This is a genomic window from Pseudomonas sp. GW823-FHT02E01 (assembly GCF_058797535.1).
The window spans coordinates 504,176-521,625 of record NZ_JBXAJS010000003.1 but is presented as its reverse complement, the minus strand read 5'-3'; the positions used below and the strand labels follow the sequence as shown (position 1 = coordinate 521,625).

Here is a 17,450-nt window from a genome sequence, read left to right as displayed (position 1 = left end):
CCCAAGGCCGGAAGGTTTGCTTACCATCATCTTACATCCATGGCACAGACCTCGAAGCGAATGGGCCGACGGTAACTTCCTGTTCCGGGTGCTGCCGAAAGCAGACCTTGACGAACGTCCGCTTTGGGTTGTGGATTCAACCGGTCACGACAGGCAGCAATCGGCCAAAAGCTGTCTGTCGATTCCGCCGAATAAAACACAGGCGATCTGCTTCTTATTGCCGCTCAATGCGGTCCACAGAAACGTGGGTGATACAGATATCCAGTTCGAAGCCTGTATCGAGCGCTTTTTTGGAGCACTTTGATAAGTCAAAGCGCCTCTTTACTCTGGTCTTTCAGCTTCTGCGTAGCCTCCTCTTTCTCCTTCTTAGCTTCCATGATCAATTGGTAGGCAATGTAGTACTTGTAGATATTGCTAACGTAGGTAACCGTCTCCGCACCGATCTTCTCGGCGGCAACATACTCAACGTTGTGAAACCAGACGTTCGGATCGAGTCCACGCAGGGCGGCTTCTTTACGAAGTTTGGAAATCCTGCCCGCACCTGCATTGTAGGAAGCGAAGGCGAACAGGGCCTTGTCCAAGTTGGTCATGGGCTCCTTGCCATAGTACTGGTCGATCATCCAACGCATATACTTGATCCCGGCATTAATGTTTGGTTCGACTTCAGCAATGTTGCCGACGCCAAGTTCCTTGCCGGTGGCGGGCATGACCTGCATGACACCAATGGCGCCCACCTTGCTCTTGGCTGCCTGATTCAGTTGAGACTCCTGGTATCCCTGGGCTGCCATCAGTAACCAGTCCACAGAGTATTTGTCCCCGTACCGCTGGAAGTACTGAATCAATGCGATAAATTTCTTGCGTTCGGACTCGGCGGTGGAGGCCTTCACATATTTTTCGTTGATCAAATAACGGGTCAGAAGCATGTTCCCGGTGGTAGTCCCTTGGCCGTGGCGAGCAATGAAACCATTGACAGCAGCCTGGAGCTGCGGACTGCCCTTGCGGATCGCCCAGGCGATTTCGCCGCCGGTGCGTAAGGTGATCTCATCATGCACCGTGATATTCGGGAAGACCTTCTTCCAGAAAACCGCCTTGTGCTTATCCACGACGATCAAAGGAATCATGCCGGCGCTCAGCATCTCTATCAGGTCCTCATCCTCCAAAGCTTCCGGTGCCTCCTTGAGGATTACCGCAGGTTTGTTCTCGCTGACGAAGCGCTGATTGAGGGCTATCAGGCTCTCGTAATAACTGGAGGACTTGCGAACGAAGACTACCTGTCCCGCTAACTCGTCCACGTTGGCCACTGCGGGCGAGTCGGGACCGGATACCACTACCTCGCTGACGTTGCGATAAACAGGCGAGGAAAAATCGACTAGGTTCTTGCGCGCCTCGATCACAGTTAGGTTAGACGCCGCAATATCGCCCTTGCCGGCAATCAACGCCGGCAGCAGTTCATCCCGAGCGACAGGAATGAACACCACACGCACTTTCAGAGCCTTGTGTTTCAGTTTTTTATCCTTGGCCAGTTCCTTGTTCAGATCCTCCTCGAATACGCGAAAAGCGTCGTAAGTCAGACCGCGCTGGACACCCCTATCGACAAAATAGAAAGTTTTGCTGTAGACCGACAAGACGCGAATGACCCGTCGTTCGATCATCCCGTCGAGATCACCAGTCCACGGCTTCGCGATCTCGATCGAGATGGTGAGTTGCTCGCGTTGCGGTGTCTGAGGGGACGACTTTGCCTCGACTGCGGCATAGATCTGGCCAGCGAAAAACGTGAGCGCCGCAACGGTGTAGATGATCGGAGCTAAGCGTGCAAAAAGACGACCTGAACGGTGTATTACCAGATCGCGCGCGCCCAACATGGTCAGTGCTCCACAAGTTGTTTTCGCCTAACTTGTTCCAACTGCTCCGTCCCTAAGTTCAGCCGTGCCAAGATGGCCAAGACCATTCATCCAGAAGAACACAGCAAAGCTTAGTTCAGTGATGACAGCCGTTCCATGCCTGGTTGCCGGATGCTTGATCTGGAGGTCGCGCCATAGCAGAACGATTCAGAGATGCTATCGTTCCAACAATCGCAAGCGATCAGAATGCATAGAGAGTGACTGATCGACGTCAAAAAACCAGTCGCTTCGAAGCAGCCGACACCTGTAGACGATCGTTGAATCGACGCCACGGGCAATCGGATCGAACACTTTTCGAGTGATGCATGACTATGAAAATCACCAGTCTGGTTGTCGCGCTGCTTGTACTGATACAAGGCTTACAAGGCTGCACCATGACGCCGCCTCGCCTACCCGCGGTGCCGTCCGAATTGACGGCGAGAGCGCAGATTCCGGGAATGACCGGGGTGCGTTATGTCGGTGGCGGAGACATGACAGAGCTGAACCGAGTTGCGCTAGAAGCGCTGCAGCGGGAACAGGCTTACCTCGTGAAGCTGGGGCACAAGGGCCCCATGCCGCCAGTGACATATCTGGCAATTTCGGGCGGTGGAGACAATGGCGCGTTCACCGCGGGGTTGTTGAATGGCTGGACGGTTACAGGAAAGCGCCCTGAATTCAAACTCGTTACTGGAATCAGCACGGGCGCACTGATTGCGCCTTTCGCCTTTCTCGGGCCGAAGTATGATGCAACGCTGAAGCGGGTCTATACCACTCTATCGCCCAAAGACGTCATTGCACCGCGCAGCTTTATCTCAGGCGTTTTGAGCGACGCAATGTCGGACAATGCGCCGCTGTTGAAGCTGACGCGCCAATCGGTGACCGAGGACATGCTCAAGGAGGTCGCCGCCGAGTACGCGAAGGGCCGCTTTCTGTTGGTCGCTACCGCAGACCTCGATGCGCGTCGCCCCATTATCTGGGACATGGGAAAAATCGCGACCTATGGTGGTCCTGAGGCATTGGACCTTTTCGTGAAAATCATGATCGCTTCCGCCTCTATTCCAGGAGGATTTCCGCCGATGATGATCGATGTGGAAGTCGACGGTAAACCCTATCAGGAAATGCACGTCGACGGCGGCATCATGGCGCAGGTATTCGCTTACCCGGCCGGGATCCGTATCAACGAGGAAGCTGCAAAAGCGGGAGTCACCCGCGAGCGTAAACTCTACGTGATACGCAACGCGCGACTCGATCCGGACTGGGCGCAGGTCGAGCGCAGCACGATGAGCATCGCTGGGCGCTCGATCGCCTCGTTGATCCACAGCCAGGGCATCGGCGACCTCTACCGGATCTACGCCACCACCCAGCGCGACGGTGTGGACTTCAATCTTGGGTTCATACCGGCGAGTTTCAACTTCCCCCACAAGGAAGAGTTCGACAACGAGTACATGCGCAAGCTCTACGCCACCGGTTATGACATGGCGCTGCAGAGTTTCCCGTGGCTCAAAGTGCCGCCCGGATTCGCTTCTCCGGGTACAACAACGGGAAAATAAGCTCGATTTCGTTGAGCAAAGGAGTGGAAATGTCTCCTAGCAAAAAAACCAAAGGTACGACAAAAACAGCGGAAGTCACGGAGGACGCGCCGGTCTTTCATTGCTGATCTCTTTCACGGAGGAATGACGATTTCGAACGCTGACCTACTCCCTTCTCTGCTCTTCAAGATCAATCATAACTTACTAGCCCTCGAAGCCGCGATCATGGAGCTTACCCTTTGGGTCGAGCAGCGCGGCTCGGGTGAGATTGGAGGCAATGTGCATAATGCGTTGGCAACAATCAGCAAGAACGAAGAGTTAATCAACATAACGCTAGCGGTGGCCATGACGCCTGAATGACTTTTTCCTGACAGACAGCAATCCGCCAAAAGCAGTCCCTTTTTTTGGGGGGAACCTCAGCTGTAATTTGTCGATCGATTCTAATGTGGGTGAAAAGAGATTAGATGGTGATTTATGACGGCGACCGAGGATCTGATTGTTTGGAATGGTCGATGGCAAATTGCTAATGGCATCGTGTCTTGCCGAACTTGCCACGCCCAGCAAAAAGAGATTGATCGTGTTGACGCGTTTCAACACTCCCCAGATTGCGGGTACGCAGGACAACGGTGTAACCCGTGGAATGACCTGGATTTGATCTGTAAAAAATTCGGGAGTACTCCTAGATCCACGCAAGCACGCAATGGTTTTTGATTGATACTGCAATGTCCGATATGGGGCGACTGCTGCCCGTCACGACAGACAGAAGTCGGCTGTGGATTCAGGTCAACAGCGCAGATGCGTTCAAACTCGTCCTCATCGTAGTTGCGTAGGGTCGCCGGCGCGGCGCGCCAGGAAATACCGGCGTTGGCAAATGCCACGTCGAGACGCCCGAACTGCTTGACGGCCTTACGCACCACTGATTTCGTCGCATCGGCATCGGCATCGGCATCGGCATCGGCATCGGCATCGGCATCGGCATCGGCATCGGCATCGGCATCGGTGACGTCGTGCTGGAGGTTGCTGGCTAGTACTCCCCTATGAACATAAATCGATGAACAATATCCCCACGATTCTGCCTGTACTCCCCCAGAGCAAGGAGACGGTCCTCTTATGAACACATGACATCGCCCACAAGTTAAATTCTGTATTGAAGCAGATCCCCGCCTCAGTTCTGAGGTCCACAGCTCTAGCTCTCTGAACCAACTCTTTGAATTCTCGCGAACTGATTTGTAGATTTGCCATCGATGCTTCAGACATTAAGTTTTCGTGCTCACCCTGCGATGTGTCTGAAGCAATATCGACGCTGGATCAGTGGGAATCCACGAGCAATAAGAAACCGCTTGCTACCCGGTTTTCAGGGCGTCTTTGAACTATGATTTTCTCTGGGATACCGGAGGCGACAGCCACTCTTTCCCCCCGTGGTCGCTTGGCCCAGGCGATCTTCGGGGCGATAAATCCAAAGGCGTCGAGGGTCGCACCCAGTTGCCGAAGATGGTCCAGGATGCGATGAGGTGCACGACCCCAGGCACTTTCGTCTGACACCCTGAAACGGAGAAGCCAACGTGAACACTTTGAAACTTCACCCTGCACTGGACAATGGTCTCCAGCCTGCCGCTGCGAATTTCACAGGAGGCACCCTGCAATGCTTGTGTGCGACCGACAAGGTCGAGGTCAAGATCGACGCACAAACCCTGCATAACCACGCGTGCGGCTGCAGCAAATGCTGGAAACCGCAAAACGCGACATTCGCCGTCATTGCCGTAGTACCTCGGGATAAGGTCAGCGTCACTGCCCACGGTGAGAAACTGGTAATTGTCGACGAAACCGCCACCATTCAGCGGCACGCCTGCAAGCAGTGCCATGCCCATCTCTTCGGGCGCATCGAGAACAAAGACCATGCATTTTATGGTCTGGACTTCGTCCACACCGAGCTCTCTCCCCAAAGTGGATGGGCTGCGCCGAGCTTCGCGGCATTCGTGTCCTCCATCATCGAAACCGGCACACCGCCAGCGCAAATGAAGGCCATCCGTGAGCGCCTGCGCTCGATCGGCCTGGAGCCCTATGACTGCCTGTCCCCGGACTTGATGGACGCACTGGCGACTCATGTCGCCAAACAGAAAGGCCTGCTCCCCGCCGCCTGATTGATCGGCCGCCGCGGTTTCTTCATCGGACCGCGGCCCCGACATCCCAAAAAAACCACTTCCCGCACACTGGGCGCGACAGGTTACTTCAGACTACCCGACAAAAACTGTTTCAACCGCTCGCTACGGGGCTGTTCCAGCACAGCGCTCGGCGCCCCCTGCTCCTCCATCCGGCCCTGATGCAGGAACATGACGTGGTTCGACACCGTTTTCGGTTAGCGATCCAAGCCGCTGATGGTTGCAAGGCAGGCACTGCCACCCTGCCTGGGCAGGAATACCTCGGCCAACATGCAGCGCGCGCTGCCGCCACCGATGCGCTCGATGGTGTCGATGTTCACCGGCAACGGCGTGGTGTGAGCTTCGATCAAGCGACGCTGATTGGCGTCCAGTGATTGCCAGGCTGTGCGCGACATCACCAGCAGCGGCTCGCCCTCTGCGTTGTGCACTTCCAGCATGTTGCCGGCAAAGGACTCCAACTGCGCCCAGTTCAAGGCGATGACCTGTTTGCCGCTGGTTTCGAGCCGTTCACGCAGCGCCGTACGTTCGCCCGAATGGGGCAAGGACGCCAGGCAAGCCACCGCCAGGCGGGTGCCGACACTCATCATCACATTGGTGTGATAAATCGCCACGCCCTGGCGATCCACCGCGTTGAACGCACAGAGTTCATAGCCCAAATGGGTGACCAACTTATCCAGGGCCTGGGCGTGGGTTCGCGTGGAATACCCGGCGTAGCAAATCCGCTGTTGCCGATCCAGGACCATGCTGCCGGTGCCCTCCAGGAAAACCTCCTGCTCTTCGAGGCTGGACAGGTCTAGCAATTGCTCGACCCGGTATTCGCCCAGCAGTCCGTCGAGTACACCTTTGTCCCGCTCCAGTCGCCGGTTGTGGCCCTGCATCGGATACAGCACCAAGGTGCCATCCGGGTGGCTGCTCCACCAGTTGTTGGGGAAGATCGAGTCCGGGGTATGGGGCGCTTCTCGATCGTTATGCACCAGGACTTCAACGCCGTGCCGACGCAACGCGGCAACATAGCCATCGAACTCGGCAAGGGCCTTGAGTTGAACGTCTTCAGCAATGGTTGCCGGACGCTGGAAGCGGTTGTTCGCCGCCGTGTCCTGATTGAAGGAGAAACGTGTCGGGCGAATCATTAAAACCGTATTGGTGGTTTGCATGGGCACAGACTCAATGAGGGTCGAGAGAGGCTCATTGTCTGTTTCGAGGTGGGAAAAACCCGGTTGATAACAGCTGTTGCGCTGATGAAAACGGCTGAAGATTCTGACCTCTTCAGCCGATTCGGTGAACAACACAAAGCAAATGTGGGAGCGGGCTTGCTCGCGAAGGCGCAGGGTCATCCAACATCAATGTCGACTGACACACCGCCTTCGCGAGCAAGCCCGCTCCCACCGTGTTTATCCGTTTGACGCTTACTCCATCGTGGTCTTGACCATCGCCAGTTCCGGGTGGCTGACCAGTTTGTCGATGTGCAAATCCGGGTCGTCAAACCAGACTTCGGTCAACACCCGGTAATGCTCCATATCACGGCAGCGCATGCGCAGGCTGTAGTCGAACGCGCCACTGATCAGGCGACATTCCAGCACCTGCGGACAGGCGCGGACCTTGGCCTCGAAGGCCTTTTGCGCCGCGCGTCCGCTCTGGTTCGACAACGCCACCAGCACCAGCAACGACAAGCCCGGCGTCAGTTTCTTCTCATCGAGAATCGCACCATAACCGCGAATGACCCCGAGCTGTTCCAGCTTGCGCACCCGTTCCAGACACGGCCTGGGGGTCAGGTGTACGCGCTCGGACAGCTTTTGATAGGTGATGCGCCCTTCGTGGCGCAACACTTCAATGATTGCCTGATCGATACGATCAAGCACGATCGACAGATCGCGGATATCCGCCATGTACGCCTTGCCTCACTTCAAACGACCCGATAGAAATTGCTGCAAACGTTCGCTGGTTGGCCGGTCGAGTATCGTAGCATCACCCTGCTCTTCGACCCGCCCCTGATGCAGGAACAACACCTGGCTGGAGACCTGCCGGGCAAAGCCCATTTCGTGGGTCACCATCAACATGGTCCGGCCCTCTTCGGCCAGTGCCTGAATGACCTTCAGGACTTCACCCACCAGTTCCGGGTCGAGCGCCGAGGTTGGCTCGTCGAACAACAGGATTTCCGGTTCCACCGCCAGGGCACGGGCAATCGCCACCCGCTGTTGCTGCCCGCCGGAAAGAAACGCCGGGTACTGATCGGCCACCCGTTGCGGCAGGCCGACTTTGTCCAGATACGCCCGAGCGCTCTCTTCGGCGGCCTTGCGATTCATGCCCAGGACTCGACACGGCGCCAGCACGATGTTCTCCAGTACGGTCAGGTGGCTCCACAGATTGAAATGCTGGAACACCATCGCCAGTCGCGTGCGCAAACGCTGCAACTGCTTCGGATTGGCAACGCGCATGCCGCCAACGCCCTGACGGGTGAGGACTCGCTCGCCATCCAGAGCAATGGCGCCTTCGTCCGCCCGCTCCAGAAAGTTGATGCAGCGCAGCATGGTGCTTTTGCCCGAACCGCTGGCGCCGATCATGCTCACCACGTCCCCTGCCCTCGCGTTTAACGAGACGCCCTTGAGTACTTCGTTGTCACCAAAACGTTTATACAGATTTTCAACGGTGAGTTTGTACATGCGAATACTCCTGAAGCGGCACACTTATCGGTGCCGCTCTGGATAAAGAATGGAAGTCAGTGGGCCGGGCCTAGAAAGCTCAGCCAGCGTTTCTCTGCCAGGCGGAACGCACCGACCAGCCCGAACGACAGCACGAGGTACAGCAGGCCGGCGATACCGAAAGCCTGAAACGTCATGAAAGTCGCGGCGTTGGCATCCCGGGCGATTTTCAGGATGTCCGGAATCGTTGCGGTGAACGCCACCGAAGTCGCGTGCAGCATCAGGATCACTTCGTTGCTGTAGTACGGCAGCGCGCGGCGCAGCGCCGAAGGCAGGATCAATTGCAGATACAGGCGCCAGCCACTGAGGCCATAGGCATGGGCCGCTTCGATTTCACCGTAGGGAATGCTGCGGATCGCTCCGGCGAAAATTTCCACAGCGTAGGCGCAGGTGTTGAGCGTAAACGCCAGTAAGGTGCAATTCATGGCGTCGCGGAAAAACGCTTCGAGCAATGGCTGCGAACGAACCACCGCAATGCCGTAGATCCCGCTGTAGCAAATCAGCAACTGGATATACAACGGCGTGCCGCGAAAGATGTAGGTAAACAGCTGAACCGGCCAACGCAAGACACCCCAGCGCGAGACGCGCAAGATCGCCAGGGGCAATGACAGGAAAAACCCCATGGCAATACTCGCCACCAGCAGCCACAGGGTCATCGCCAACCCGGTGAGGGTCTCGCCATCGCTGAACAGAAAGGGTTTCCAGTATTCGGCAATCAACTCGATCATCGCGCCATCCCCCGTACACCCTGGTTGTAGCGCCGTTCCAGCACACGCAAAACGTAGTTCGAAGCGCTGGTGATCAGCAGGTAAAGCGCGGCGGCCAGCAGCAGGAAATCAAGCATATTGAACGTACTTTTACCGGCCTCCTGCGCGACTTTGACCAGGTCCGACAAACCGATGATCGATACCAGAGCCGTGGCCTTGAGCAGCACCAGCCAATTGTTGCCAAGGCTCGGCAAGGCAAAACGCATCATTTGCGGGAACACCACGAAACGAAAGCGCTGCCAACGGCTCAGGCCAAAGCACGCCGCGGCTTCCTGTTGACCGCGCGGCACACTCAGAATCGCCCCGCGAAAGGTCTCGGTGAAATACGCCCCGTAGATAAAACCGAGGGTGATGATGCCGGCCACGAATGGGTCGATTTCCATGTAGGGCCAGCCCATGGCCTCGGTCAGGGCGCTGAGCCAGCCTTGCAGGCTGTAGAAAATCAGCAGCATCAACACCAGGTCGGGCACGCCACGGATCAGTGTCGTGTAAAAGGTCGCCGGGAGATTCAACAGCTTCAGCGGCGACAGTTTGGCCGCCGCGCCGAGCAGCCCCAGCGCCATGCTCACCAAAAGCGCGAGTGCCGACAATTTGAGGGTGACCCAGGTGCCGTGCAGCAACAAAGGGCCATAGCCTTGCAGGGCCGAAAGATCGAGCCCCAGAATATTCAGGAAGGAGTTCACGCCAGTCACCTGTCTTGATGCGCCCCGGTCGCTGCGATACAACGACCGAGGCACGAGGATCAGTTGTTGTAGAGGTCCAGATCACCGAAGTGTTTCTGCTGGATCTGCGCGTAGATGCCCTTGTCGTGCAGGGCCTTGATGGCGGCGTTGAGCATGCCTTTGAGTTCTTCGTTGTCCTTGCGCACACCAATGGCGATTTCCGACGGCACCAACGGGTCGCTGATGCCTTCACTGTTGTGGAAGTCCGCCCCTTGTGGCGAGGTCAGGAAACTCATCTGCGCTTGCAGCTTGTCCTGGATCGACGCATCGAGACGGCCAAATACCAGGTCGGCATAGACCTGATCCTGATTCTGATAGGCCCGCAGTTTCACCCCACCCGGCCCCAGTTTGGCCTTGGCGTAGGTTTCCTGAATCGTGCCCTGCATGTAACCGATGGTTTTTCCGCGCAGCGATTCGGCGGTAGGCAGCAGTCCGGAGTCTTTGCGGGTGACGATGGCGGTCGGTCCTGCGTACAGGCGATCGGTAAAGTCGATCTGTTTTTTGCGCGCGTCGGTAACGGTCATCGAAGATTCGATGGCATCGAACTTACCGGCCTTGAGCCCCGGAATCAGCCCGTCGAAATCATTGCTGACCCACACGCAGGTCAGCTTCAGCTCGGCACATATCGCATTGCCCAGGTCCACGCCGAAGCCCTGAACCCCGCCATCGGCCGTGGTGGATTCAAAGGGTGGGTAGCTTGGGTTGACGCCAAATCGCAGCTCCTTCCATTCCTTGGCACTGGCGCCCGTGGTGCAGCAAAGCAACGCGAGTGCCGGCAAAGTCAGCCATTTGATGTTCATTTTCTAGAGTCCCGGATTATTTGGATTTATAGCGATCCGGCGCTTGCGTCGGACCACACTTTTTTGACAGGGGCAGAGAGTCGATGCGGTCTTCACCGCAGCCGTTTTTGTTGTTGTTTTCGACTGGAAGGTGCCAGTCGTCGGAGTTGCACTCCATCTCAAGCGACGATCGACAAGCGCTTGAAATGGACCGTCAGAATGCCAATTGCCGGGAGGGTGCTGGTGTCGTAACCCCACGTTCAAACAGCGTGCCTGTGCTGAACGAAGGGCTTTCACAGCCGATTCTGTCGTCCACTGTGTCCCCACATAAAAGGGAGCGGCACAGGACATGTGCTTGTCTATGAGGCCTTCTTTACCTGCATGACGATGCTTCGTGAAGCACATCGCGCTTGAGCCGTGCGAGCGAGATGCGAGTGGTCACTGTCACCCGGCCGATTCCGCTGTGCGCTCTGTGTTTTTCGACTTCTCTCGCTGTGTCCAGGGTCAGTATTGGCCGAAATCTACTCTCCATTGCCTCGACAATAGGTCCGTTGCAAACACATGGACCGCCTCCTGAGTCTCAGCCGCCAAAGCGAAAGGCAGTCCAGACCGGCACACCATAAAAGCCCAAAGGAACCCAATATGACCCGTTACATTGACGTCAATGATCTGAGCCGTCTCGTCCAGGAAAAAGGCTTGCCTCGTTGCCTGATCGAAATGGCCGAGTACATCCGTCAAGACTACGTACGCTGGCCGGATTTCGAAAAGTGCGCGCGCCTGGCGAACCACTCACCTGAGGGCGTCATCGAACTTATGCCTGTGTCTGATGCCTCGCTCTATGCCTTCAAGTATGTCAACGGGCATCCGAAGAACACGCACAATGGCATGCTGACGGTCATGGCGTTTGGTGCACTGGGAGACGTCGATACCGGCAAGCCTGTCTTGCTGAGTGAAATGACGCTGACTACCGCCATTCGCACCGCTGCCACTTCTGCACTCGCCGCCCGCTACCTCGCCCGACCGGACAGTCGCCGAATGGCACTTATCGGCAACGGTTCACAGAGCGAATTCCAGGCCCTGGCATTTCATACACTGCTAGGCATTACTGAAATCAGCCTCTACGACATCGATCCTGCCGCGACGGCGAAGTTGGTAGCCAACCTGCGGGCCTACCCCGCCATACAGGTGACCGTTGCAAAAACCGTCGCGGAAGCCGTACGTGGGGCCGATATCGTGACCACGGTCACGGCCGACAAGGCCTACGCAACGATTTTGACGCCTGAGATGATCGAGCCCGGGATGCACCTCAACGCAGTGGGCGGCGACTGCCCCGGCAAGACCGAACTGCACCGAGACATCGTGGAGCGTGCGCGAGTCATGGTTGAGTACGAACCACAAAGCCGCATTGAAGGCGAAATTCAGCAGATGCCCGCCGACTCACCGGTTATCGAATTCTGGAAAGTCATCAATGGTCAGACCCAAGGTCGCCAGCATGCCAAGGAAGTCACCTTGTTCGACTCGGTCGGCTTCGCCATTGAGGACTACTCCGCCTTGCGCTATGTGCTGGATGTTGCAAGAACGCTCAACATTGGCAGCGACATCCAACTGGTGCCGGAGCTGCAAGATCCCAAGAACCTGTTCTCGTTGCTGCAGCCTTCAGCAACTGACGATGTAAGGCTTCGGGCCTGACTCCACTCGACTCTCCAAAGCGTTCACCTGGCGGCCCCTTCGGCTGCCAGGCGGAACCCTATACAAGGTCTCGGTCTTTTAAGTTTTTTTTCAGCGCCATCCGCTGCGCGAGCCACCCGGTCCATTGCGGACTCGCCACCTGAATGATCGTCAACAAACCGTTATTTCTCCAAAACATCTCATAACCGCTAATCAGCTTTATCTGTTTTTTGACGCTTCCCCGATATGCGGTCACAACTTTTGCGCTCCGGTGGGTCATAACACGGTAGCTGCCGATGGAGTATTGGCATCTGCCGAGGTTTTCGCCTGATACGGAGATAAACTCATGATTTTCAATGTCCAAAATTTTGGCGCCAAAGGAGATGGCATCACTGACGATACGGCTGCGATACAAAATGCAATTGATGCGGCGGCCGCTGCAGGCGGGGGGCAGGTGTACATGCCGACCGGAACTTATATCGTTTCGGGAGGTGAGGAACCCTCCGACGGCTGCCTGATGCTCAAGAGTAACGTCTACCTTTACGGCGACGGCATGGGCGCAACCACCGTCAAGGTGGCTGACGGCTCCGACACCAAGATCACCGGAGTCATCCGCTCCGCCTATGGCGAGCAAACCCACGACTTCGGTGTCAGCAACCTCACCATCGACGGCAACCGTGACAACACCACGGGCAAGATCGACGGTTGGTTCAACGGCTACATTCCAGGCGAAGCGGGCTACGACTCCAACGTCACCCTCGACAGCGTCGAGATCAAGGATTGCTCCGGGTACGGTTTCGACCCCCACGAGCAGACCGTGAACATGGTCATCAGGAACAGCGTGTCCCACGGCAACGGCCTGGACGGTTTCGTTGCCGACTTCCTCAGCGACAGCACCTTCGAAAACAACGTCGCCTACGACAACGACCGGCACGGTTTCAACATCGTCACCAGCACCCACGACTTCACACTCACCAATAACGTTGCCTACAACAACGGCGGCACTGGCATCGTCGTGCAGCGCGGCAGCGAGGACATCCCCTCCCCCAGCAACATAACCATCACCGGTGGCGAGGTGTACGGCAACGGCGCCGAAGGGGTGCTGATCAAACTGTCCAGCGAGGTGACCGTCAGTGGCGTCGACATTCACGACAACGCCAGTGCCGGGATCCGCATCTACGGCAGCAACCACGTCGAGATCATCGACAACACGCTCAACAACAATTCCCTGGGCAGCCCCGTACCGGAGATCATCATCCAGTCCTACGACGACACCCTGGGCGTGTCCGGCAAGTACTTCAACGGCAGCGATAACACCATCCAGGGGAACCTCATCACCGGCAGCAACCTGTCGACCTATGGCGTTGCAGAGCGCAATGAAGACGGCACTGATCGCAACGCCATCATCGGCAACACCATCAGCCACACCAGCAACGGTGCCACGCTGGTCTATGGCGACGGCAGCTACGTCAGCGCCACGGTGCCGATGACCACCGTGCAAGGTACGGCTGGCAACGACACCCTGCTGGGCAGCGCCGCCAGCGAGATTTTCTACGGCGTTGCCGGCAACGACACCCTCAATGGCGGGGCCGGTGGCGACATTCTGGTGGGTGGTGCAGGCATCGACAAACTCACCGGCGGTACCGGCGCCGATACGTTCCGTTTCGCCGCTCAGTCCGACAGTTACCGCAACGCGACCACAAGCTTTGATGACACCATCACCGACTTCGACGTCACCCAGGACAAGATCGACCTCGCCGGCCTCGGCTTCACAGGCATAGGCAATGGCCGTGGCGGCACCCTGCAGGTCAGCTACAGCGCCAGCAGCGACCGCACCTACATCAAGGACTACGACGCCGACGCCAGTGGCAATCGTTTCGAGCTGATCCTCTCGGGCAACCTGACCAGCACCCTGACGGCCAATAACTTCATCTTTAATCGGGTGATCACCGGCACCAGCGGCAGCGACTCGTTGTTGGGCAGCGATTCGGCCGACACCCTGTTCGGCCTGGCGGGCAACGACAGCCTCAGTGGCGGCGCGGGCGACGACAAACTCGACGGCGGCGCCGGCATGGACACCCTCACCGGCGGTGCCGGGGCGGACACGTTCGTGTTTTCCAGTCGCCTGGACAGTTACCGCAACTACAACACCGGCGGTGCCAACCTTGGTGACCTGATCACCGATTTCGATTTCACCGCCGACAAGATCGACCTCTCGGCCATGGGTTTCACCGGCCTGGGGGATGGCAAGAACAACACCGTGTACGTGGTGCTCAACAGTGCCGGCACCAAGACTTACATCAAGTCCCTGACCGCCGACGCCAATGGCAACCGCTTCGAAGTGGCACTGGACGGCAACTACCTCAACAAGCTGACCAACGCCAATTTCATCTTCGCCACATCGTCACCGACCAACCAGGCGCCGGTGCTGACCACGCCGCTGCTGGATCAGAACGCCACCGAAAACACCGTGTTCAGCTACGTGGTGCCGGCCACCAGCTTCACCGATCCGGACAATGACAGCCTCAGCTACACCGCCACCCTGGCCGATGGCAGCGCCCTGCCCGCGTGGCTGAGCTTCAATGCCAGCAACCTGACCTTCACCGGCACGCCGACCAGCACCGCGTCCGGTAATTACAACGTGCTGGTCAGAGCCACGGACCCGGCCGGTGCATCGGTCAGCGATAGCTTCGCCCTGGCGGTGGCCGATGCGCCCGCCAACACCGTCACCGGCACCAACAATGCCGAAACCCTCAACGGCACGGCGGGTGCCGACCTGATCCTTGGCCTCGGTGGCAACGACACGATCAAGGCCGGCACTGGCGCCGACACCGTCGACGGCGGCGCCGGACGCGACTCACTGTACGGCGGCGACGGTGCCGACACCTTCCGCTACACCAACGTGCTCGACAGCTACCGCGACTACGACACCGGCGGTGTCACGGCCACCGACACGATTTATGACTTCACCGCCGGCGTCGACAAGATCGATGTTTCGGGCCTGGGCTTTCTCGGCCTCGGCGATGGCAGCAATGGCACGTTGTACATCACCCTCAACGCGGCCGGCGACAAGACCTACATCAAGTCCGCCGAAACGGATGCCGATGGCAATCGTTTTGAAATCGCGCTCTTCGGCAACTACCTCAACACCCTGACCGCCAGCGACTTCGTGTTCGGCGAGAGCACCCGGCAGGACATCCTCTATCTGCCCACCCTCGGCCAATCCAATACGCGCCTGCTGCGCATGACGGAGGACGACGGTCAGTCCGGCACCTCGATGCTGGTCAACGACCTGGACCGCTACACCCCCTATGACGTGCGCAGCCAGTTCACCGATGCCGATGGCAACGGCATCGACATCGCGGTGGGCGGCAGCACGGTCACCGGCCTCTCGACGCTGAGCGCCGGGGAACTCGAGTTGTGCTGGTGGCTGACCGACACCAACCAGCCCGGGGCCGCGTTGTTGCGCGCCGTGACGCTGCTGCGGGGTCAGCTCAGCGAACTGCAATCGATCAGTAACGTCACCATGGGCATCATTTGGGGCCAGGGCGAGGAAGCAGCCCAGGAGATCGCCCGCGCCACGGACAAAGCAGCGGCAGCAGCGGCGTACAAGGCCGCGACCCTGAAGGTGTTTGATTACCTGCATGCCCAGTTCGGCAACTTCAGCGTGTACATGATGGAAACCGGTCACTACGAACAGGACGCAGCGCGTGCCCGTGGTTATTCGGAGGAGAAAATTGCCTCCATCGTCGAGGGGGGTGGTTATGTACGCGCAGCCCAGGAAGCCATCGCCGCCGAGCGCGCCGACGTCAAGCTGGCGGTGGACTACACCGACCTCCCCTTGCGCCACGAAGTCGATCCGCTGGCGTATCCCGACGACGTCTGGCACCTGCACGAGGAGTCGGCGGAGATCGTCGGCCAGCGCCTGGCCGACTACATTGCCAATGACCTTGGCTTCCAGGGCAACCCCAACGACAACAACAGCGTGCAGGACATTTTCGACAACGCCCGGAACATGATTTCCGGTACCGACCAGGCGGATACCCTGGCGGGCAGCTCGGGCAACGACACGCTGGATGGCAAACTGGGCGCCGACACCATGACCGGTGGCAATGGCAACGACGTCTATGTGGTCGATAACGCGTTCGACCGCGTGGTGGAAACCAACACCTCGACCTCGCAGATCGATACGGTGCAGGCCTCGGTCAGCTGGACCCTGGGCGCCAATCTCGAGAACCTGGTGCTCACCGGCGTGTCGGACATCAACGGCACCGGCAATGAGCGGCACAACTTCATCACCGGCAATGCCGCCAATAACGTGCTCAATGGTGCCGCAGGGGCCGACAGCATGAGCGGCGGCGATGGCAACGATACCTACTATGTCGACAACGCCCACGACGCAGTGATCGAGACCAACAGCAATGCGGCGCCTGGAGGAGTCGACAGTGTGCACAGCAGCCTGGCGGCCTTTACCCTCAGCAATAACGTTGAACATCTGTATGTCGATAGCACTGGCGCCGCCAATGGCACGGGCAACGCGTTGGACAACACGCTGTTCGCCGGAACCGGCAACAACGTGCTGGACGGACGCGATGGCATTGACACGGTGTCCTTTGAGCGCGCCCCGTCCGGCGTTACCGTAAACCTCTCGACGTCAGCGCAACAAAACACCACGGGTTCCGGGCTCGACACCTTGAAATTCTGTGAAAATCTGACGGGAAGCGCCTACGCCGACAGTCTGTCGGGCAACAGCGCCGCGAACGTACTGAACGGTGGTGCGGGCAACGATTCGCTGGTGGGCGGTTCGGGCGATGACCGGCTGATCGGCGGTTCAGGCACCGACAACCTCATCGGTGGCACTGGCGCGGATACCTTCGCGTTCAGTGCGCTGTCGGACATGGGCGTCGGGGCTTTGCGCGATGTGATCAACGGTTACAAGAGCACTGAGGGCGATCATCTGAGTTTCACCGGCCTGGACGCTAACCCGCTGACCGCAACCGTCGACGCCTTCACCTTCATCGGCAGCAATGCCTTCGACCCTGCCAACGCCACCGGTCAACTGCGCTTTGCCAATGGCATTCTCCAGGGCAGTGTCAACGCCGACGCCACCCCCGAGTTCGAAATCCAACTGGTGGGCGTCCAGGAACTGCACGCCAGCGATTTCACAGCCTTGGGTTAAGCCCACATCCTGCGGGAGCGGGTTCGCCCTGATGCCGGTCAGACGAGGGTGATACTGAACCTGCAGGC

15 protein-coding genes and 1 pseudogene are annotated in these 17,450 nt (G+C 58.1%); 6 read left to right on the top strand and 10 right to left on the bottom strand.

The window, feature by feature from the left end; genetic code table 11:
* Window positions 1-16 precede the first annotated feature (16 nt).
* On the top strand, window positions 17-304 hold the full coding sequence (locus AC1RDQ_RS09630; RefSeq protein WP_131726867.1) for a hypothetical protein: 288 nt from the start codon (window positions 17-19) through the stop codon (window positions 302-304).
* Between the two features lie 4 nt (window positions 305-308).
* On the opposite strand, the gene AC1RDQ_RS09625 is transcribed toward AC1RDQ_RS09630, so the two are convergent.
* Complete coding sequence (locus AC1RDQ_RS09625) at window positions 309-1,862, bottom strand: MltF family protein (protein WP_492587060.1); 1,554 nt, start codon at window positions 1,860-1,862, stop codon at window positions 309-311.
* Window positions 1,863-2,206: 344 nt separating this feature from the next.
* Here AC1RDQ_RS09625 and AC1RDQ_RS09620 point away from each other — a divergent pair, with 344 nt between their 5' ends.
* A complete protein-coding gene (locus AC1RDQ_RS09620) occupies window positions 2,207-3,430 on the top strand; it encodes a patatin-like phospholipase family protein (RefSeq protein WP_224795386.1) in 1,224 nt (407 codons plus the stop codon).
* Window positions 3,431-3,559: 129 nt separating this feature from the next.
* Window positions 3,560-3,769 carry a hypothetical protein gene (locus tag AC1RDQ_RS09615; RefSeq protein ID WP_492587156.1) on the top strand — a complete coding sequence of 70 codons (210 nt, stop codon included), beginning with the start codon at window positions 3,560-3,562 and terminating at the stop codon, window positions 3,767-3,769.
* Window positions 3,770-3,999: 230 nt separating this feature from the next.
* Here AC1RDQ_RS09615 and AC1RDQ_RS09610 read toward each other — a convergent pair whose 3' ends face one another.
* A complete protein-coding gene (locus AC1RDQ_RS09610; RefSeq protein WP_492587059.1) occupies window positions 4,000-4,527 on the bottom strand; it encodes an SDR family oxidoreductase in 528 nt (175 codons plus the stop codon).
* A 444-nt stretch (window positions 4,528-4,971) separates the two neighbouring features.
* Between AC1RDQ_RS09610 and gfa the strand changes: the two genes are divergently transcribed.
* Complete coding sequence (gene gfa, locus AC1RDQ_RS09605; protein WP_492587058.1) at window positions 4,972-5,550, top strand: S-(hydroxymethyl)glutathione synthase; 579 nt, start codon at window positions 4,972-4,974, stop codon at window positions 5,548-5,550.
* A gap of 83 nt (window positions 5,551-5,633) precedes the next feature.
* Here the strand turns inward: gfa and AC1RDQ_RS09600 are convergent.
* The 7 genes and pseudogenes from AC1RDQ_RS09600 to AC1RDQ_RS09570 form a co-directional block, all read right to left on the bottom strand.
* Window positions 5,634-5,762, bottom strand: a pseudogene (locus AC1RDQ_RS09600) (histidine/lysine/arginine/ornithine ABC transporter ATP-binding protein); the annotation flags it as partial.
* A gap of 3 nt (window positions 5,763-5,765) precedes the next feature.
* The gene (gene ctlX / locus AC1RDQ_RS09595) at window positions 5,766-6,722 is read right to left on the bottom strand and encodes a citrulline utilization hydrolase CtlX (protein WP_492587057.1); all 957 of its coding nucleotides are present in this window, start codon (window positions 6,720-6,722) and stop codon (window positions 5,766-5,768) included.
* Between the two features lie 252 nt (window positions 6,723-6,974).
* Window positions 6,975-7,454 carry an Lrp/AsnC family transcriptional regulator gene (locus tag AC1RDQ_RS09590; protein WP_007974731.1) on the bottom strand — a complete coding sequence of 160 codons (480 nt, stop codon included), beginning with the start codon at window positions 7,452-7,454 and terminating at the stop codon, window positions 6,975-6,977.
* A gap of 12 nt (window positions 7,455-7,466) precedes the next feature.
* Complete coding sequence (locus AC1RDQ_RS09585; protein WP_218495840.1) at window positions 7,467-8,228, bottom strand: ABC transporter ATP-binding protein; 762 nt, start codon at window positions 8,226-8,228, stop codon at window positions 7,467-7,469.
* Window positions 8,229-8,284: 56 nt separating this feature from the next.
* Window positions 8,285-8,995, bottom strand: coding sequence for an ABC transporter permease (locus AC1RDQ_RS09580; protein WP_492587056.1), 711 nt, complete (start codon window positions 8,993-8,995; stop codon window positions 8,285-8,287).
* A complete protein-coding gene (locus tag AC1RDQ_RS09575) occupies window positions 8,992-9,717 on the bottom strand; it encodes an ABC transporter permease (protein WP_102669631.1) in 726 nt (241 codons plus the stop codon). The genes AC1RDQ_RS09580 and AC1RDQ_RS09575 overlap by 4 nt, the downstream gene beginning before the upstream one ends.
* Before the next feature lie 59 nt (window positions 9,718-9,776).
* Window positions 9,777-10,556, bottom strand: a complete 780-nt coding sequence (locus AC1RDQ_RS09570) for a transporter substrate-binding domain-containing protein (protein WP_492587055.1) — start codon at window positions 10,554-10,556, stop codon at window positions 9,777-9,779.
* A gap of 621 nt (window positions 10,557-11,177) precedes the next feature.
* Here AC1RDQ_RS09570 and ocd point away from each other — a divergent pair.
* Window positions 11,178-12,224, top strand: coding sequence for an ornithine cyclodeaminase (gene ocd, locus AC1RDQ_RS09565; protein WP_340311899.1), 1,047 nt, complete (start codon window positions 11,178-11,180; stop codon window positions 12,222-12,224).
* A 58-nt stretch (window positions 12,225-12,282) separates the two neighbouring features.
* Here ocd and AC1RDQ_RS09560 read toward each other — a convergent pair whose 3' ends face one another.
* A complete protein-coding gene (locus AC1RDQ_RS09560; protein ID WP_492587159.1) occupies window positions 12,283-12,618 on the bottom strand; it encodes a hypothetical protein in 336 nt (111 codons plus the stop codon).
* Between AC1RDQ_RS09560 and AC1RDQ_RS09555 the strand changes: the two genes are divergently transcribed.
* Window positions 12,550-17,382, top strand: coding sequence for a M10 family metallopeptidase C-terminal domain-containing protein (locus AC1RDQ_RS09555; RefSeq protein WP_492587054.1), 4,833 nt, complete (start codon window positions 12,550-12,552; stop codon window positions 17,380-17,382). The genes AC1RDQ_RS09560 and AC1RDQ_RS09555 overlap by 69 nt on opposite strands.
* Window positions 17,383-17,450: the final 68 nt, after the last annotated feature.